The 17107-nt window shown below is 37.8% G+C and carries 26 protein-coding genes; 25 read left to right on the top strand and 1 reads right to left on the bottom strand.

Translation table 11 applies throughout. The features are described from left to right. The 22 genes from FC73_RS05755 (at position 1) to FC73_RS05650 (ending at position 12502) form a co-directional block, all read left to right on the top strand. On the top strand, positions 1-186 hold the full coding sequence (locus FC73_RS05755) for a type Z 30S ribosomal protein S14 (RefSeq protein ID WP_010022727.1): 186 nt from the start codon (positions 1-3) through the stop codon (positions 184-186). Positions 187-218: 32 nt separating this feature from the next. Then, complete coding sequence (gene rpsH / locus FC73_RS05750) at positions 219-617, top strand: 30S ribosomal protein S8 (RefSeq protein WP_010022729.1); 399 nt, start codon at positions 219-221, stop codon at positions 615-617. A 28-nt stretch (positions 618-645) separates the two neighbouring features. Next, positions 646-1185 (top strand): 50S ribosomal protein L6, encoded by a 540-nt coding sequence (gene rplF, locus FC73_RS05745; RefSeq protein WP_010022731.1) that lies wholly within the window; start codon positions 646-648, stop codon positions 1183-1185. A gap of 32 nt (positions 1186-1217) precedes the next feature. After that, complete coding sequence (gene rplR / locus FC73_RS05740; protein WP_010022733.1) at positions 1218-1574, top strand: 50S ribosomal protein L18; 357 nt, start codon at positions 1218-1220, stop codon at positions 1572-1574. 21 nt (positions 1575-1595) lie between these two features. Continuing rightward, the gene (rpsE, locus tag FC73_RS05735; protein WP_010022734.1) at positions 1596-2099 is read left to right on the top strand and encodes a 30S ribosomal protein S5; all 504 of its coding nucleotides are present in this window, start codon (positions 1596-1598) and stop codon (positions 2097-2099) included. A gap of 17 nt (positions 2100-2116) precedes the next feature. Then, positions 2117-2299, top strand: a complete 183-nt coding sequence (rpmD, locus tag FC73_RS05730; protein WP_010022736.1) for a 50S ribosomal protein L30 — start codon at positions 2117-2119, stop codon at positions 2297-2299. Positions 2300-2330: 31 nt separating this feature from the next. Continuing rightward, a complete protein-coding gene (gene rplO, locus FC73_RS05725) occupies positions 2331-2762 on the top strand; it encodes a 50S ribosomal protein L15 (protein WP_010022738.1) in 432 nt (143 codons plus the stop codon). After that, positions 2762-4078, top strand: a complete 1317-nt coding sequence (gene secY / locus FC73_RS05720; RefSeq protein ID WP_010022740.1) for a preprotein translocase subunit SecY — start codon at positions 2762-2764, stop codon at positions 4076-4078. Before rplO ends, secY begins: the two co-directional genes overlap by 1 nt. A 13-nt stretch (positions 4079-4091) precedes the next feature. Continuing rightward, on the top strand, positions 4092-4751 hold the full coding sequence (locus FC73_RS05715; protein ID WP_029327192.1) for an adenylate kinase: 660 nt from the start codon (positions 4092-4094) through the stop codon (positions 4749-4751). Between the two features lie 105 nt (positions 4752-4856). After that, positions 4857-5075: a translation initiation factor IF-1 gene (gene infA / locus FC73_RS05710; protein ID WP_010022742.1), complete on the top strand. Its 219-nt coding sequence runs from the start codon at positions 4857-4859 to the stop codon at positions 5073-5075. A gap of 25 nt (positions 5076-5100) precedes the next feature. After that, positions 5101-5220, top strand: coding sequence for a 50S ribosomal protein L36 (rpmJ, locus tag FC73_RS05705; RefSeq protein WP_010022743.1), 120 nt, complete (start codon positions 5101-5103; stop codon positions 5218-5220). 29 nt (positions 5221-5249) lie between these two features. Then, complete coding sequence (gene rpsM, locus FC73_RS05700) at positions 5250-5612, top strand: 30S ribosomal protein S13 (RefSeq protein WP_010022744.1); 363 nt, start codon at positions 5250-5252, stop codon at positions 5610-5612. A gap of 24 nt (positions 5613-5636) precedes the next feature. Further along, positions 5637-6026 (top strand): 30S ribosomal protein S11, encoded by a 390-nt coding sequence (gene rpsK / locus FC73_RS05695; protein ID WP_010022745.1) that lies wholly within the window; start codon positions 5637-5639, stop codon positions 6024-6026. 61 nt (positions 6027-6087) lie between these two features. Next, positions 6088-7038 carry a DNA-directed RNA polymerase subunit alpha gene (locus FC73_RS05690; protein ID WP_010022747.1) on the top strand — a complete coding sequence of 317 codons (951 nt, stop codon included), beginning with the start codon at positions 6088-6090 and terminating at the stop codon, positions 7036-7038. A gap of 18 nt (positions 7039-7056) precedes the next feature. Beyond that, entirely contained in the window at positions 7057-7440 is a 384-nt protein-coding gene (gene rplQ, locus FC73_RS05685; protein ID WP_010022749.1) for a 50S ribosomal protein L17, read from the top strand. Between the two features lie 171 nt (positions 7441-7611). Further along, positions 7612-8445: an energy-coupling factor transporter ATPase gene (locus FC73_RS05680; RefSeq protein ID WP_010022750.1), complete on the top strand. Its 834-nt coding sequence runs from the start codon at positions 7612-7614 to the stop codon at positions 8443-8445. Continuing rightward, positions 8424-9287 (top strand): energy-coupling factor transporter ATPase, encoded by an 864-nt coding sequence (locus tag FC73_RS05675; RefSeq protein WP_029327193.1) that lies wholly within the window; start codon positions 8424-8426, stop codon positions 9285-9287. Before FC73_RS05680 ends, FC73_RS05675 begins: the two co-directional genes overlap by 22 nt. A 13-nt stretch (positions 9288-9300) precedes the next feature. After that, positions 9301-10083, top strand: coding sequence for an energy-coupling factor transporter transmembrane component T family protein (locus FC73_RS05670; protein WP_010022754.1), 783 nt, complete (start codon positions 9301-9303; stop codon positions 10081-10083). Continuing rightward, the gene (gene truA / locus FC73_RS05665) at positions 10084-10890 is read left to right on the top strand and encodes a tRNA pseudouridine(38-40) synthase TruA (protein WP_010022756.1); all 807 of its coding nucleotides are present in this window, start codon (positions 10084-10086) and stop codon (positions 10888-10890) included. 114 nt (positions 10891-11004) lie between these two features. Further along, positions 11005-11448 carry a 50S ribosomal protein L13 gene (rplM, locus tag FC73_RS05660; RefSeq protein WP_010022757.1) on the top strand — a complete coding sequence of 148 codons (444 nt, stop codon included), beginning with the start codon at positions 11005-11007 and terminating at the stop codon, positions 11446-11448. A 13-nt stretch (positions 11449-11461) separates the two neighbouring features. Further along, positions 11462-11854 carry a 30S ribosomal protein S9 gene (gene rpsI, locus FC73_RS05655; protein ID WP_010022758.1) on the top strand — a complete coding sequence of 131 codons (393 nt, stop codon included), beginning with the start codon at positions 11462-11464 and terminating at the stop codon, positions 11852-11854. A 66-nt stretch (positions 11855-11920) separates the two neighbouring features. Further along, a complete protein-coding gene (locus FC73_RS05650; protein ID WP_010022760.1) occupies positions 11921-12502 on the top strand; it encodes an ECF transporter S component in 582 nt (193 codons plus the stop codon). 29 nt (positions 12503-12531) lie between these two features. Here the strand turns inward: FC73_RS05650 and FC73_RS05645 are convergent, their stop codons facing one another. Then, on the bottom strand, positions 12532-12843 hold the full coding sequence (locus tag FC73_RS05645; protein ID WP_010022762.1) for a DUF2187 family protein: 312 nt from the start codon (positions 12841-12843) through the stop codon (positions 12532-12534). Between the two features lie 209 nt (positions 12844-13052). Here FC73_RS05645 and FC73_RS05640 point away from each other — a divergent pair, with 209 nt between their 5' ends. The 3 genes from FC73_RS05640 (at position 13053) to pcrA (ending at position 17081) form a co-directional block, all read left to right on the top strand. Beyond that, complete coding sequence (locus FC73_RS05640; RefSeq protein WP_010022764.1) at positions 13053-13574, top strand: glycoside hydrolase family 73 protein; 522 nt, start codon at positions 13053-13055, stop codon at positions 13572-13574. A gap of 29 nt (positions 13575-13603) precedes the next feature. Beyond that, positions 13604-14737 (top strand): ATP-grasp domain-containing protein, encoded by a 1134-nt coding sequence (locus FC73_RS05635; RefSeq protein ID WP_010022765.1) that lies wholly within the window; start codon positions 13604-13606, stop codon positions 14735-14737. 91 nt (positions 14738-14828) lie between these two features. Then, a complete protein-coding gene (gene pcrA / locus FC73_RS05630) occupies positions 14829-17081 on the top strand; it encodes a DNA helicase PcrA (RefSeq protein ID WP_010022766.1) in 2253 nt (750 codons plus the stop codon). The last annotated feature ends 26 nt before the right edge of the window (positions 17082-17107 follow it).

The raw sequence follows: 17107 nt of genomic DNA, 5'->3' as shown, positions 1-17107 counted from the left end.
TTGGCTAAAAAATCATTAATTAAAAAAAGTGAACGTCCAGCTAAGTTCTCAACTCAGAACTACACTCGTTGTGAACGTTGTGGTCGACCTCGTGCGGTTTACCAAAAGTTTCACTTATGCCGAATTTGCTTGAGACAACTTGCCCACAAGGGTCAAATTCCTGGTATGAAGAAAGCTAGTTGGTAAAATAATAAAACTGAAAAGGAGGTTTCACGTTTATGTCCATGACAGATCCAATTGCAGACTTTTTAACTCGAATTCGTAACGCCAATATGGCTAGACACGATTCAGTTGACGTTCCTGCATCAAAAATCAAAAGAAACATTGCTGAAATTTTGAAGCGTGAAGGCTTTGTACGCGATGTTGAATACATCGATGACGATAAACAAGGTGTTATCCGTGTATACCTTAAATATGGAAAAGACAATCAACGTGTTATTACTGGTTTAAAGAGAATTTCAAAGCCAGGATTACGTTCATATGTTAAATCAGATGATGTTCCTAAAGTTTTAAATGGTTTAGGAATTGCAATCATCTCAACTTCAGATGGTGTTATTACTGACAAAGAAGCCCGCGACAAAAAAGTCGGTGGCGAAGTATTAGCATACGTTTGGTAAAAATTAAAAAAGAATTGGAGGTGTTAATATGAGTAGAATTGGTTATAAAACTGTTGATCTTCCAGACGGCGTTGAAGTAAGTCACAGAGGTACTAACGTAACTGTTAAAGGACCAAAGGGTACACTTACTGCCACATTTGCACCAGAAATCAAGATGCAAGTTAAGGGTAATGAAGTAAACTTCACCCCAACTGGTAAGTATGACAACAAAGAACGTGCCTTACATGGTACAACCCGTGCTAACTTCAACAACATGGTTGAAGGAGTTATGAATGGTTTTCATAAGACCCTTAAATTAGTTGGAGTTGGATATCGTGCCCAATTAAAGGGTAATACTTTGACTTTAAACGTTGGTTACTCAAATCCTGTTGAAGTTCAAGTTCCTGAAGATCTCACTGTAGCTGTTCCTGATAACACTACTATTAACATTAGTGGAATCAACAAGCAACATGTTGGTGACTTCGCTGCCGAAGTTCGTTCATACCGTTCACCAGAACCATATAAGGGTAAGGGTATTAGATATGAAAATGAACACATTACCCTCAAGGAAGGTAAGACTGGTAAGTAGTTTAACAATATAAAAAATAAGAGGTGACTATTTTGATTTCCAAACCAGACAAGAATAAAACACGTAAGATTCGTCATAATCGTGTTAGAAGTAAAATTTCTGGTACTGCTGAGTGCCCACGTTTGAACGTTTTCCGTTCTAATAAAAACATTTACGCTCAAGTTATTGATGATGTAAAGGGTGTAACGCTAGCTAGTGCCTCAACTGTTGACAAGGAAGTTTCCGGAAACAATAAATCAGAACAAGCCGCAAGCGTTGGCGCTCTACTCGCTAAACGTGCAGTTGAAAAAAATGTTAAAAATGTTGTTTTTGATCGTGGTGGATACTTATATCACGGACGTGTACAAGCCCTTGCAGATGCAGCACGTGAAAATGGACTTGAATTTTAAAAAAGGAGGAATATAACGCACATGGCAAAGTTTATTAATCCAGACAAACTGGACTTAGAAGATAACGTTGTTGCTATCAACCGGATTACTAAGGTTGTTAAAGGTGGTCGTCGACTACGTTTTGCTGCATTAGTTGTTGTTGGTGACAAAAATGGCCACGTTGGCTTTGGTACTGGTAAAGCTCAAGAAGTTCCTGAAGCAATCAGAAAAGCCGTTGATAGTGCCCAAAAGAACTTGATTGAAGTCCCAATTGTTGGAACTACTATCCCTCACGAAGTTATCGGTCGTTATGGCGGTGGAAAGATCATGTTGAAGCCTGCTGAAAAAGGTTCTGGAGTTGCTGCTGGTGGTGCTGTTCGATCAGTTATGGAATTAGCTGGTGTGAATGATGTTACTAGTAAGCGTTTAGGCTCTGATACACCTGTTAACGTAATTCGTGCAACTTTTGAAGGTCTTAAAGATCTTAAGGATGCTGAAGAAATTTCATCATTACGTGGTGTATCATCAGATCACTTAGCTGAATAATAAGGAGGGGTTAGAAGATGGCTCAATTAAAGATTACTTTAGTTCATAGTGCTGCTCACCGTCTCCCTAAACAACGTAAGATTGTTAAGGCCCTGGGATTGGGACGAGTAAATAGTAGTGTTATTAAACCTGACAATGAAGCAACTCGTGGAGCTCTATTCAAGATTGCTCATTTAATCAAGGTTGAACAAATCGATTAATATTCTTTAAAAGATAAGGAGGTGCAACTCAATGAAGTTAAATGAATTAAAAGCTGCTAAGGGTTCACGTTCATCAAGAACTCGTTTAGGTCGTGGACTTGGTAGTAAAGGTAAGACTTCAGGTCGTGGCCAAAAAGGCCAAAAAGCTCGTGGAAAGACACGGATTGGTTTTGAAGGTGGCCAAATGCCTTTATACCGTCAAATTCCAAAACGTGGATTTACCAACTTCAACAGAAAAGTATTAGCTATTGTTAACTTGGCTGATTTAGATAATTTTGATGATGGCTCAGAAGTAACTCCAGATGTTTTGATTCAAGCTGGAATGATCAAAGGCTCAAACGATGGCGTTAAAGTTCTTGCAGATGGCAAGCTAACTAAGAAGCTCACTGTTAAAGCTAACAAATTCTCAAAGAGTGCTGAAAAAGCAATTGAAGATGCCGGCGGTAAAGCTGAGGTGATTTAATGTTCACTACCTTAAAGAATGCGTTTGAAGAAAAAGATATTAGAAAAAGGATTTTATTTACCCTTTTTGTATTGGCAGTCTTTCGTTTAGGTGCATATATTACGGTACCTGGAATCAATGCCGAAGCTCTACAAAGCGTAGCATCTTCGGGTTTAGTTAATGTATTAAATATGTTTAGTGGTGGTGGATTAACTAATTATTCATTGTTTGCAATGGGTGTTTCTCCATACATTACTGCACAAATTGTTGTTCAGTTACTTCAAATGGATATTGTTCCTCGATTCGTTGAATGGGGGAAGCAAGGTGAAGTTGGAAGACAAAAACTGGATCAAGTAACTAGATGGTTGACGATTGTATTAGCTTTCGTTCAATCAATTGGTATTACTGCTGGATTTAACGCATTAAGTAGTTTGCACTTGGTTAAAAACCCAGGAATGGGGACCTACATTAGTATTGGTTTGATCTTAACCGGTGGAACAATGCTTACTACTTGGATGGGTGATATGATTACTGATAAAGGAATTGGTCAAGGAGTTTCCATGATCATCTTTGCTGGAATTGTTGCCGAAATGCCAAGTGGGATCATGAGTGTTTATCGTCAATATGTCGAAGGCACCCCAATGAATCAAATGTGGAAACCAGCCTTGTTTATCATTGCGTTGATCATTGTAATTTTAATCATCGTGACCTTTGTTACTTGGGTACAGCAAGCTGAACGTAGGATTCCAATTCAATATACTAGAAGAACATCAGGTTCGCCTGACAGCAGTTACCTTCCTTTGAAGGTTAATGTTGCTGGAGTTATTCCAGTTATTTTCGCAAGTGCATTTATTTCCACTCCTCAAACGATTTTGATGTTTTTCACCAAAAACTTTCAGGGAGCTGGTTGGTATGAATTTCTAAGTAAGTTGTTTAATATGCAAACTCCACTTGGAGCGGCATTTTACACTTTCTTAATTGTTGTATTTACTTTCTTCTATGCGTTTGTTCAAGTTAACCCACAAAAATTATCAGAGAATTTGCAAAAGCAGGGTAGCTATATCCCAGGTGTATGGCCTGGCCATGAAACGCAGTTGTACATCTCTCGTTTACTTATGAGACTAAGTACTGTCGGTGCTTTGTTTTTAGGAATCGTTTCTTTAATTCCGTTAGTTGCCCAAAACGTATGGAATCTAAATCAATCCATTGGATTAGGTGGTACAAATCTGTTGATTATTGTTGGAGTGGCAATTGAAACCATTCAACAAATTCGAGGTTTAATGATGAGAAAAGAGTACGTTGGATTTATTCAAAGCACTCCAGATGACAACAAGTAGTGGAGGAATTTAAATGTCAATGAATTTATTATTAATTGGTCTCCCAGGAGCCGGAAAAGGTACTCAAGCTGAATTCATTGTTCAAAAATATGGCATCCCACATATTTCAACTGGGGACATATTTCGAGCAGCAATGAAAAATAAAACCCCCATGGGTGTAAAAGCTCAACAGTATATCGATAAGGGAGAACTTGTTCCTGATGATGTTACCTGTGGGATTGTTGAGGATCGTCTCAAACAGCCTGACACAGACAAAGGATATTTGTTAGACGGTTTTCCTAGAAACATTGATCAGGCTAAAAGTCTGGAAGATATGACTAGGAAAATGGGCAAAGAGTTAGATGCAGTTATTAACATTGAAGTTGACCCTAAGGTCTTAGTTGATCGTTTATCGGGTCGGTTCATCTGTAAAAACTGTGGCGCAACTTATCATAAATTATATAAGAAGCCTATAGTTGATGGTACTTGTGATGTTTGCGGTGCTCATGTGTTTTACCAAAGAAGTGATGATAAACCTGAAACTGTTAAAAATCGTCTAAAAGTTAATGAGAAGAGTAATGCTCCTCTAATTGATTTTTACAAAGATCGCGGTATTTTACATTCAGTTGACGGTGACCGGGACATTGCAGACGTTAGTAAAGACATTGATAAAATTCTTAGCAACTTAAATTAGCAAACTGTCGTTTAATTGCTGGAATAGCAGTAATGTGGTATATTATAGTTTGTATGTCTATTTGTAAGTAATACTTACGAGTTTAGTAATTTTGGAGGATTATTCGTGTCTAAAAATAATGTAATTGAAGTTGAGGGTAAAGTTTCTGAAACTTTACCTAATGCAATGTTTAAGGTCGAGCTTGAAAATGGTCATGAAATTTTGGCACACGTTTCTGGTAAGATCAGAATGCATTACATTCGTATCCTGCCAGGAGATCGTGTAACCGTTGAAATGTCACCGTATGATTTAACAAAGGGTCGAATTACTTATCGATTTAAGTAAGCCCTTCATATAGGAGGTTATTAAAATGAAAGTACGTCCATCAGTAAAAAAAATGTGTGAACATTGTAAGATTATTAAGAGAAAAGGCCGTGTGATGGTGGTTTGCCCTGTAAACCCTAAGCACAAGCAAAGACAAGGAAAGTAATTAAATTAGAATTATAGGAGGTGGATTTAATGGCTCGTATTGCCGGAGTTGATTTACCACGTGATAAGCGAATCGTTATTGCTTTAACATACATTTATGGTGTTGGAAACACAACTGCTCAACAAGTTTTGAAAAAAGCTGGAGTATCAGAAGACGTTCGTGTACGTGATTTAACACCTGATCAAGAAGATAAGATCAGAGAAGCTCTTGATGGTTACACAATCGAAGGTGACTTACGTAGAGAAGTTACTATGAGCATCAAGACTCTTCAAGAAATCGGTTCATATCGTGGAATGCGTCATCGTCGTGGTTTACCTGTTAGAGGTCAACATACGAAGAATAACGCACGTACAAGAAAAGGTAAGAAAACCACAATCACTGGTAAAAAATAATAAAGAAGGAGGCTATCAGTTTCTATGGCTAAAACTAAAAATACTCGTAAGCGTAAAGCAAGAAAAAACGTTGAGTCTGGTGTAGCACATATTCACTCAACTTTTAATAACACTTTGGTTATGATTACCGATGTTCAAGGAAATGCTATTGCATGGTCATCAGCTGGTGCATTAGGATTCCGTGGAAGTCGTAAATCTACTCCATTTGCTGCTCAAATGGCTGCTGAAGCAGCTGCTAAGACTGCAATGGAACATGGAATGAAATCAGTAGAAGTTGCTGTTAAAGGTCCTGGTTCAGGTCGTGAATCAGCTATTCGTGCTTTACAAAGTACTGGTTTGGAAGTTGCTGCAATTCGAGATGTAACTCCAGTTCCACATAATGGTTCTCGTCCTCCAAAACGTCGTAGAGTTTAATATTTAATGAACGTTAAAGTTTTAAATTACTCAATGCGTTTTGAAAGGGGTAGAGACTACAATGATTGAATTTGAAAAGCCAAACATTCACAAAATTGAAGAAACAGACAACTATGGTGAAATAGTTGTAGAACCACTCGAAAGAGGATATGGTACAACGCTTGGCAATTCACTGCGACGTGTTTTGTTAGCATCATTACCAGGTGCTGCGGTAACCAGTATTCAAATCGACGGTGTCCTACACGAATTTTCAACTGTAAAGGGTGTAGTTGAAGACGTTACTCAAATTATCTTGAATGTTAAAAAGATTAATTTGAAAATCAACTCAGATGACAATGAAACAAAGTCAATGAGTATTAATGTAACGGGACCAGCCGACGTAACCGCAGGTGATATTGTAACTGACAGTGATGTTGAAATTTTAAATCCTGACTTACACATTGCAACGGTTGCCGATGGAGCTACATTCCATATGAACATGACTGCCAATAAAGGTCGTGGCTATGTTTCTGCTGAAGAAAACAAAGCTAAAAACGATGGTATGCCAATTGGTGTTCTACCAGTTGATTCTATTTATACCCCAATCGAACGTGTTAATTATCAAGTAGAAGATGCACGTGTTGGTCAACGTGATGATTACGACAAGTTGACATTAGACGTTTGGACCAATGGTTCAATTACTCCTTCCGATGCAATTAGTTTGGCAGCTAAGATTTTAAATCAACATTTCCAATTGTTTATTGATTTAACTGACAGAGCCAAGAATGCAAACGTTATGGTTGAGAAGGAAGAAAGCCATAAGGAAAAAATGCTTGAAATGTCAATTGAAGAATTAGATCTTTCGGTTCGTTCATACAATTGTTTGAAACGTGCTGGAATCAATACTGTGCAAGAATTAACTGATAAGTCTGAAGCTGACATGATGAAGGTTAGAAATCTAGGCCGGAAGTCACTTGATGAAGTCAAAGAAAAACTAGCAGCATTAGGACTATCTTTACGTAAAGAAGACTAAAAAGGAGGATATCCGGTTATGAGTTATCGCAAACTACAACGTACGAGTGCTCAACGTCGTGCTTTACTTCGTAATTTAACCACTGACTTAATTGTTAAAGGTCAAATTAAAACAACAGAAGCTCGCGCTAAGGATGTTAGATCATTAGCCGACAAGATGGTTACCTTAGGTAAGAAGGGTGACTTGAACGCACGTCGTCAAGCTGCAGCTTACTTACAAAATACCATTGCTGATGTAAAGGAAGACGGAGATAGTATCAAAGTAACTAGTGCATTGCAAAAGTTGTTTGACGAAGTTGCACCTAAGTATGCTGACCGTAATGGTGGTTACACTCGCATTCTTAAGACAATGCCTCGTCGTGGTGACGGTGCACCAATGGTAATCTTACAATTTGTCGAATAATTTCGATATTTGATAAGAAATAATAATATTTCACTATAGGAATCACTAAGATTAAAGGTATAAAGTGTTACGATGATGGATTTTCCAAGTCTAGCTTGAATGTGGTTAATTCCATGCGCCTTAATCTTTTAGTGATTTTTTTATACATAATTTTAAACGGAGGGTTGCCAAATGGATCCAATCATTAGGGTTTCAAATCTTTCATTTCAATATGATGATGAAGATGCTTCTAAAATATTAGATGACATTTCTTTTCAGTGTGAAAAGGGTGAATATGTTTCTTTGATTGGGAAAAATGGTAGCGGTAAAAGTACCATTGCTAAATTAATTGATGGGCTTTTAGCTCCACAAACTGGAACAATTAAGATTAATGATATTGGGTTAAGTTCTCATGAAAATGACCGAGAGATGCGAAAGTCGATTGGATTAGTATTTCAAAATCCGGACGATCAATTTGTGGGTGCTACCGTAGCTAGTGACGTGGCCTTTGGTCTTGAAAACCGTGCTGTTCCGAGAGAAATAATGAAATCAAAAGTTAAGGTGGCCCTTAAGAGGGTTGGCATGTGGGACTTTCGAAACGAGATGCCAAGTAGCCTTTCAGGGGGCCAAAAACAAAGGGTCGCCATTGCGGGAGCCATTGTTTTAGATCCTCAGATTTTGATTCTTGACGAAGCAACAAGCATGTTGGATCCGTTAGCAACGAAACAAATCCATGAAGTTGTAAACAAATTAAATCAAAAGCAAAACATGACAATTCTTTCCATTACGCATGATATTAACGTGACGGCTAAATCTGATCGAATTTTGGCATTGAATGATAGTAAGATTATATTTGATGGTAAACCAAGTGTCTTTTTTCAAAAGCATGAATTAATTGCGAACATGGATCTAGAACTTCCATTTAGTGAGAAATTAAGGCAGAAATTTATTGATACAGGATATGATATTTCTGATCGGTACATGGATGATGAGGAGATTAGTCAATGGATAAGCAAATTATTTTAAAAAACGTTGATTTCATCTATCAGCCAGATTTACCTTCTGAAAAACAGGCTTTAACTAATGTTAGTTTGGAGATCGAAAACGGTGAATTTATGGCGATTGTTGGTAAAACGGGAAGTGGTAAATCAACATTGGTCCAAATGATTAATGGTCTCTTAAAGCCAACTTTAGGCGAGGTCACGGTTGGTGATATTAAAATCAATAATCAGACTAATAATCATAATTTGAGTGAATTAAGGCAGAAAGTTGGGATGATATTCCAGTTTCCAGAAAAACAGTTGTTTGAAGATACCGTTTTAAAGGATGTTGCTTTTGGTCCCCTTAATTTTGGTGACGATGAACCAACCGCTAATACTAAAGCGATTAAAGCACTTTCGATCGTTGGTGTTTCTAAAAAATTGTATGATCGCTCTCCTTTCGAACTTTCAGGTGGACAAATGCGACGGGTGGCGATTGCTGGAACGATCGCGTGTGAACCTCAAATTCTGATCCTTGATGAACCAACCGTTGGTTTAGATCCTAACGGTAAAAATGAGATCTTAAAAATCATTCATCAGTTAAATGAAAAGGGAGTCACCATTATTATGGTCACTCATGACATGGATGTGGTTGCCCAAAATGCTAACCGTGTTGTGGTGATGAATAAGGGGCGTGTCAGTTCAGATTCAACTCCTCGAGAATTATTTGCCAATCCTGAATTAATCGCTAATAATTCACTCGCACTTCCAGATTCAGTCCAGATATACTATGATTTAGTTCATGATGGTATTCAATTATCTCAGATTCCGTTAACTGCAAATGAGGTTGTTGAACAAATAACGCAAAAACGAAGTGGAGTGAAGTAGAATCGATCAATTTGTGTTTGGAAAATATTTTCCTGGCAACTCATTCATTCATCAATTGAATCCTGCATTTAAAATCTTAGGATCAATTGTCCTGATTACGTTAATTTTGATGTGTAATAATTGGGCCAGCTATGGGTGTATGACGGTTATAACATTGACATTAGTATACTTGTCCCACTCACGAATAAAAATGCTTCTACGTGGTGTGAAGCCCATTCTATGGTTAATCATTTTTACCGTTCTAATTCAGATTCTTTTTGGTCACGGAGGAACGGTTTATTTTCACCTGTGGTTTATTTCCATTACTTCATTGGGAATTATTAATGCCATGATGATATTTGTTCGTTTACTATTGATCATTATCATTGCCACCATTTTAACGATTACAACTAGTCCATCGATGATTGCCTTAGGTGTGGAGACGATTTTAGTTCCCTTAAAGTGGATTAAGGTGCCGACTGAGACAATTGGGATGATGGTATCAATTGCACTTCAATTTATTCCAACTCTAATTGATGAATTGGATGATATTATGAATGCTCAAAGGGCTCGAGGAGTAGATTTTGGTAAGGGGAAGTTAATAAAACGTGCTCAGAGCTTAGTATCGTTGATCATTCCTTTATTTATCTCTTCTTTTCGCCATGCCGAGCATTTAGCAGATGCAATGGAAGCACGTGGATACTCAGATGAGGTTAAAAGAAGTCATTATCAACTTGTCGCGTGGACTAAACTGGATTGGATTGCACTATTGTTTATGATTCTTTTAACGGCGGTCGTTGTTTTAGTGAGGAGTTAAATGAATAATCGATATAAAATTACGTTTGCATACGATGGAACTAAATTTGCTGGATTTCAGAAGCAACCTAAGCAACGGACCGTTGAAGGTACTTTGACTCATATTGTTAATAAAATGGCACAGAAAAGCGGACGCCAGATTGCGATATATGGATCAGGACGAACTGATGCAGGAGTTCATGCGCTTGGACAGGTGGCTCACTTCGACTTTCCCTATGAATTAAGTGAGGAAAGTATGCTTAAGGGATTAAATAGCATGTGTCCACTAGATATTGAAATATTAAAGGTCCAACGAGTTAATGACGATTTTCATGCTCGTTACGATGTAACCGGGAAAAAATACTTATACCGCTTGGATTTAGGTCAATTTACCGATCCCTTTAAAAGAAACTATACTGCTCATTGGCGATTCCCAGTTGATTTTGGACGGATTAAGTTAGCAATTCAAGATTACGTAGGGACCCACGACTTCTCTTCTTTTGTGGCTTCTGGTGCAAAGGATGGCAGTCGGGTTCGAACCGTTTTTTCTGTGAAGGCAAATTGGAATAAGGATGCGAACGAAATTCAGTTGGAGTTTTATGGCGACGGATTTATGTATAATCAAATTCGAATTATGGTAGGTGTTTTAATGGAAATTGGTCAAGGTAAGCGACCAATTCATGACATTAAGCGCTTAATTAAAGTAAGAGATCGTAATGAAGCACGCTTAACAATGCCAGCCAATGGACTCTACTTAAAAAGGGTCTTTTATCCGGGTGATGATCCTAAGCATTCTGTTAGAAAACATCACCTCGATGATCAAAATTGAGTTTGACTTTCGAGGGAAATGTTAGTACTATTGTAACTGGTATTGTTTGCCCCACGATAAGCCCCGGAAACTTATTAGGTGTCGAACAAACACGGAAACATGGAGGAATTAAAAGTGCATACAACATATATGGCTAAACCCGGCGAAGTAGAACGCAAGTGGTACGTTATTGACGCAGATGGCGTTGAACTAGGACGTCTTTCAAGTGTCGTTGCTTCTATTTTACGCGGAAAAAACAAACCTACATTTACACCAAACGTAGATACAGGTGACAATGTTATTGTAATCAATGCAGCTAAAGTTGCGCTGTCTGGTAAGAAAGCTAGTGGCAAAATTTATTACCATCACACATCTTACATTGGTGGACTTAAGTCAATTACTGCTGGTCAAATGAGAGCAGAAAAGCCTGACCGACTTATTGAAACATCAGTTAAGGGTATGCTTCCTCACGGTACATTAGGTCGTCAAATTGCTAAGAAACTTCACGTTTATGCAGGTGAAGATCACACACATGAAGCTCAAAAACCAGAAGTTCTTGATATTAAGAACCTAATTTAAGGAGGAAACATAATTGGCTAAAGTACAATATACCGGCACAGGTCGCCGTAAAGATTCAGTTGCTCGTGTACGCTTAGTACCAGGTACTGGAAAAGTTGTAATCAACGACAAAGACGTTGAAGACTACATCCCATTTCCTAATTTAAGAGAAATCATTTTACAACCATACAATGTTACTGAGACTCTTGGTAACTATGACACATTAGCTAACGTTAATGGTGGTGGATATTCAGGTCAAGCTGGTGCCGTTCGTTTAGGAATTGCACGTGCTTTACTCGAAGTTGATCCAGACTTTAGAGAATCACTTAAGAAGGCTGGTTTATTAACACGTGACCCTCGTATGAAGGAACGTAAGAAGCCAGGTCTTAAGAAAGCTCGTAAGGCTGGTCAATTCTCAAAACGTTAATCAGAAGATTATATTTTGGCGCTCATGTCCGCATGGGTGTCTTTTTATTTAACGGGTGAATTTAAAATGAAAAAAACACGAAATTACCATATCGCTATTTTGTCAGTTTTTATTGCTATTGTTTTGATTCAAAATTTTGTTCCAATCTTGGGATACATTCCAGTTGGACCACTAAGCATTACTTTGATTCCAATTACTGTTATTGTGGCCGCTCTAGTTCTCGGGTTAAAGGATGGAGTCATCTTAGGAACGTTGTGGGGTGCAATTGTTTTTATAAGGGCTTTTACGTGGCCGACAAGTCCGATTGCACCTTTAGTTTTTGAAAACCCCATAACAGCTATTCTGCCTCGAGCACTTATCCCCGTAGTGGCATACTTTGCCTACAAGTGGTTGAAAAAAATTATGAATCACAGAATATCATTAGTAGTTGCTTGTGCCCTAGGATCGATGACCAATACCATCTTAGTGTTGTTATTTATCTATATCTTTAATCGTAAACAAGCTCCTATTTTGTATCACGTTAGTGTCGACAAGATTATTTATGCATTACTAGGAATCGTTGGTACCAACGGGCTAGTGGAAATGGTCATTACAGCTATTATTTGTCCCTTAATAATCATTTCGTTAAATAAAGTTATCCAAAAATAAAAAGCAGATCAATTAAGATCTGCTTTTGATTACTTGGTTGTATCTGATGACTTTTGATCATCATCTTTTTTCGAATCATCATCCGATCCCTCATCAGGATCCTTTTGAATTCGTGGAGCTTGCTTAATCATTTTAAGATCCTTGTGATTAACAACGGTCTTATTATGATACTTATCAATTATTTCTGGATCATTTGATTCAAATGTAATTAAAAAGGCGTTATTGTAAGCTTTATCAATGTAACCAGTGAAGTCATTTTTTTCAAGCTTAAATTCGACCTCATCACCAACTTCAAAGGGTGATTTTTCGGTCTCTGTTTGTTCATCATGCTTCTTTGCCAAGCTGACCACCTCCAAATTGTATTCAACTAATGAAATATAAACGAATAATTAACATTTGTCAATTTTTAGCGTTTTTGTAGTACAATTTAATCAGTAAAATTATTCGTAAGGAGGGTTAGTTTGGCGCGGAAAAAAAGCGAAAGCAAAATAAGTTAGCTGCTTATGTCCTCACCACGCTAATCTTATTGGTCATGTTTGTGGGCGCTGTGATGATTTTAGGTAATTATCACTTTAATCCTAGTTATGAACAAAGTAACGTTAGTGCCCAGCACAAGAAATTTATTAATAAAATTTTGCCAAAGTCAGTTGAAATGCAACGAAAATACAAAATTTTGACCAGTATTACGATTGCCCAAGCGATCCTTGAATCGGATTGGGGACAAAGTCGGTTAGCCGCAAAATATAACAATCTTTTTGGAGTTAAAGCTGGTCCAGGTCAGAAAAGTGTTACTTTGGATACAACGGAGTATACAAGTGGATCTCCGGTTATGGTACATGGAAAGTTTCGGGTTTACGATAATTGGGATGAGTCCATTGAAGCCCACGCTTTTTTGCTCGCCCACGGAACGGATTGGAATCCCATGCAATACAAAGAAGTGGTGGATGCTGATAACTACGTTGATTCAGCTAAAGCGCTTAGTACTGACGGGTACGCTACTGATCCGGCGTACGCTGAAAAAATCATTAAAATTATCAAGAAGTATCATCTAAATCAATATGATAAACAATAAGATATCAAAAGATTTATGGAGGTTAAACTATGGATTCAGTATTACTCTACCCAGGAAGCACAATTGGAATTATTGGTGACTATTTTAGCAGCACCCAATTAGTCAATGTGGCCCGTGATGCTGGGCTAAAGATTGCCACCTATAGTTCCAATTCAGATAGTGAGATTGCTCGTCAATCAGATTATGCCTTTACTGGTGATATGAACGACGTTGATACCTTAAGGGAATTTGCGGAGAAGTGCGATCTGGTTACCTACGTTTCAAATGATATCGATCCCCAGGTTATTAGTGAAATTGAAAAGTATACTTATGTTCCTCAGGGAGAATCTCTTTTAGAGATTAGTCAGGATCGGGTGATGGAAAGAGCCTTCTTTGACCAGATTAACGTTAATACCTCTCCCTACGTTACGATTATTAATCTAGAAGATATTTATCAAGCGATTGATTCAATTGGCTATCCGGCAATCTTGAAGCCCATTCAAAGACACATGGTTAATAACCAACAGTTAGTTATTAATGAATCAAATGACATTGCTCTGGCTTCTGATATGTTAAAATGGGGACCATATATTTTGGAATCATATGTTCCGTATCGATCTGAATACTCAATTATTGCCACCAAGTCGGTCAAAGACAATTTACAGCAGTTTCCCGCTGTTAAAACCAGTTATTTAGGGAATGTACTTCAGACTGCTAGTACTGATATTTCTAAGGTTGATCAAAAGGTCATTCAAGAAATGATAAGAATCGTTAATCAAATTGGTAAAAACGTGAAATACGTGGGTTCGTTTGAAGTTTCCTTTGGTGTTACCGCTGATCACAATATTTATGTTACTAACATTGACCCAACCGTCAATAACACTGGTTTCTTATTTAATCTTGCTACCGAAATTAGTGAATATGATCAGCACCTTCGGGCCATTTCAGGACTACCACTTGCTAAGATTAAGAAAATTAGTGATGTGGTTTCTCGATCATTTACCAAGAAACAGTATGAACAGGTTTTAAGGCAACGAATTTTGCAGCCCAATTGGCAGTTTTATTTTAATTATCACAATAATGCAAGAGATAATGACGTCGTTGGGGTCATCTTAATTCCGACAGATTCGGTTGAAGAAGCATTTCATCGAATTGTAAATACTGGGATTTGGACTAAGAATTAAATGATATTAAAAATTGAGGGAGTCGACAATTTTGTCGGCTCTATTTTGATATAATTAATTATGGATTTATTAAGCGAAAGGATTGGTTGAAGTGTCAAAAACAGACCTATTAAAAACGATGAATGATAAGCAACAAGAAGCTGTAGAGCAAACGGAAGGTCCGCTTTTGATTATGGCAGGAGCAGGCAGTGGAAAAACGCGAGTCTTGACTCATCGAATTGCGTACCTGATTGAAGAAAAGGGGGTAATGCCATGGAATATTTTGGCAATTACCTTTACCAATAAGGCTGCTCGTGAAATGAAAGAACGAGTTAGTAAATTACTTGGCGTAGGCGGCGATGACGTTTGGGTTTCAACGTTCCATGCTCTAGGAGTGCGAATTCTAAGAAGAGACATCGATAAGCTTGGGTACAATCGAGCTTTTTCAATTACGGATTCTGGAGAACAAAAAACACTTGTGAAACGAATCTTAAAGGATCTTGATTTAGATCCCAAGAAGAATGATCCAAGAGCTATCTTGGGAGCAATTTCAAACGCTAAAAATAACCTTCAGACTCCTCAAGATTACAAGAAGACTCATTCTACTAGTAATCCCTTTGAAGAGGTAGTGGGCAACGTCTATGCAGAGTATCAGAAGCGGCTTCAAGAAAATCAAGCAGTTGATTTTGATGATCTAATCATGTTAACCATTAGATTATTTGAACAGTACCCAGAGATTTTGAACTATTATCAGGATAAATTTCATTATATTCACGTTGATGAATATCAGGATACTAATGAGGCCCAGTACAAATTAGTATCAATGCTTGCAAAAAAGTACCAGAATTTATGTGTAGTAGGTGATGCTGATCAAAGTATTTATGGTTGGCGTGGAGCTAACATGAATAATATTTTGGATTTTGAGAACGATTATAAAAATGCCTATGTTGTCAAATTGGAACAAAATTATCGATCAACTAAGAATATTTTGAATGCAGCAAACGACGTTATTCAAAACAATGCTGAACGAAAAGATAAGAATCTTTGGACAGAAAATGAAACAGGCGATAAGGTTACATACTATCGAGCTCAAAGTGAAGCTAGCGAAGCTCACTATGTAGTTTCTAAGATTAAAGAAGAAGTTCAGAAAAATCATTATTCTTATAATGATTTTGCCGTTTTGTATCGAACTAACGCGCAGTCACGGGTGATTGAAGAGACGTTTTTGAAATCAAATATTCCTTATACGATGGTTGGGGGTCATAAATTCTATGACCGAAAGGAAATTCGTGACATTCTTTCTTACCTAACTTTAGTGGCTAATCCAAGCGATTCCCTTAGTTTTGAACGGGTTATCAATGTTCCTAAACGTGGAATTGGCAATTCTAGTGTTGAAAAGTTAAGAGATTTTGCCAGGGATAACGGATGGAGTCTGTTAGAGGCTGCTAAAAACGTTAATTTAGCTAACAATCTTCCTAGTCGTGCTAGAAACGCCATTGCCAGCTTTGCAAATGTGATTGCAAATGTGCAATCAAAGCAAAAGGATATGTCGGTGACCGAAATTACCCAGACGATCTTAGATCAGTCAGGCTATATGGCCGACCTTAAGAAAACCAATTCGTTAGAATCACAGACCCGAATTGAGAATATCGAAGAGTTTCTTTCGGTTACTAAGGATGCCGATATTAAGTATGATGAGGACACGGGTAATAGTGACAGTCGTTTGACTGATTTTTTAGCTGATTTAGCGCTTGTGTCAGCACAAGATGATGTTGATGAGTCAACTAAACAGGTTACCTTAATGACCCTTCATGCTGCTAAGGGACTAGAATTTCCGGTTGTTTTCATGGTCGGGATGGAAGAGGGAATTTTCCCGCTGAGTCGAGCAACCGAAAAAGAAGATGAATTAGAGGAAGAACGTCGATTAGCATATGTTGGCATTACTCGGGCGCAAAAGAAGCTCTATATGACCAATGCGTATTCACGAATGTTGTATGGTAGGATGCAAAACAATCCTGAATCTCGCTTTATGGATGAGATTGATTCGAGTGTGCTCGATAATGAAAGTTCCATCCCCACTGGACCGAAAACGCCGTTTGATAAGAGTAGTGAATATAATCGAAGAACTAATCGGGCTTTCAGTGAACCTTATCATCGTCCGACTCAACGAGTTGAGAAGCCTAAGGGAACTGGAGCTGATAAGAAAGTTTGGAACATTGGCGATAAGGTTAAGCATAAAGCATGGGGAACTGGAACAGTTGTCAAAATTAATGGAACTGGTGAAGACATGGAACTTGATATTGCCTTCCCAGAAAAAGGCATCAAGCGTTTGTTAGCGGCCTTTGCACCAATATCAAAAATTTAATAAATGAGTAAGGGAGTGGTTAAATT

It is taken from the genome of Fructilactobacillus fructivorans, from assembly GCF_001434095.1.
GTDB lineage: Bacteria > Bacillota > Bacilli > Lactobacillales > Lactobacillaceae > Fructilactobacillus > Fructilactobacillus fructivorans.
Note: the sequence above shows the minus strand (reverse complement) of the source record. Positions and strands in the feature narration are given on the sequence as shown.

Excerpts from the sequence above, each read along its gene's own strand:
- rpsH (WP_010022729.1), top strand. The coding sequence starts at position 219 with ATGTCCATGACAGATCCAATTGCAGACTTTTTAACTCGAATTCGTAAC.
- rplF (WP_010022731.1), top strand. The coding sequence starts at position 646 with ATGAGTAGAATTGGTTATAAAACTGTTGATCTTCCAGACGGCGTTGAA.
- rpsE (WP_010022734.1), top strand. The coding sequence starts at position 1,596 with ATGGCAAAGTTTATTAATCCAGACAAACTGGACTTAGAAGATAACGTT.
- rpmD (WP_010022736.1), top strand. The coding sequence starts at position 2,117 with ATGGCTCAATTAAAGATTACTTTAGTTCATAGTGCTGCTCACCGTCTC.
- rplO (WP_010022738.1), top strand. The coding sequence starts at position 2,331 with ATGAAGTTAAATGAATTAAAAGCTGCTAAGGGTTCACGTTCATCAAGA.
- secY (WP_010022740.1), top strand. The coding sequence starts at position 2,762 with ATGTTCACTACCTTAAAGAATGCGTTTGAAGAAAAAGATATTAGAAAA.
- FC73_RS05715 (WP_029327192.1), top strand. The coding sequence starts at position 4,092 with ATGTCAATGAATTTATTATTAATTGGTCTCCCAGGAGCCGGAAAAGGT.
- rpmJ (WP_010022743.1), top strand. The coding sequence starts at position 5,101 with ATGAAAGTACGTCCATCAGTAAAAAAAATGTGTGAACATTGTAAGATT.
- rpsM (WP_010022744.1), top strand. The coding sequence starts at position 5,250 with ATGGCTCGTATTGCCGGAGTTGATTTACCACGTGATAAGCGAATCGTT.
- rpsK (WP_010022745.1), top strand. The coding sequence starts at position 5,637 with ATGGCTAAAACTAAAAATACTCGTAAGCGTAAAGCAAGAAAAAACGTT.
- FC73_RS05690 (WP_010022747.1), top strand. The coding sequence starts at position 6,088 with ATGATTGAATTTGAAAAGCCAAACATTCACAAAATTGAAGAAACAGAC.
- rplQ (WP_010022749.1), top strand. The coding sequence starts at position 7,057 with ATGAGTTATCGCAAACTACAACGTACGAGTGCTCAACGTCGTGCTTTA.
- FC73_RS05680 (WP_010022750.1), top strand. The coding sequence starts at position 7,612 with ATGGATCCAATCATTAGGGTTTCAAATCTTTCATTTCAATATGATGAT.
- FC73_RS05675 (WP_029327193.1), top strand. The coding sequence starts at position 8,424 with ATGGATAAGCAAATTATTTTAAAAAACGTTGATTTCATCTATCAGCCA.
- truA (WP_010022756.1), top strand. The coding sequence starts at position 10,084 with ATGAATAATCGATATAAAATTACGTTTGCATACGATGGAACTAAATTT.
- FC73_RS05650 (WP_010022760.1), top strand. The coding sequence starts at position 11,921 with ATGAAAAAAACACGAAATTACCATATCGCTATTTTGTCAGTTTTTATT.
- FC73_RS05640 (WP_010022764.1), top strand. The coding sequence starts at position 13,053 with ATGATTTTAGGTAATTATCACTTTAATCCTAGTTATGAACAAAGTAAC.
- FC73_RS05635 (WP_010022765.1), top strand. The coding sequence starts at position 13,604 with ATGGATTCAGTATTACTCTACCCAGGAAGCACAATTGGAATTATTGGT.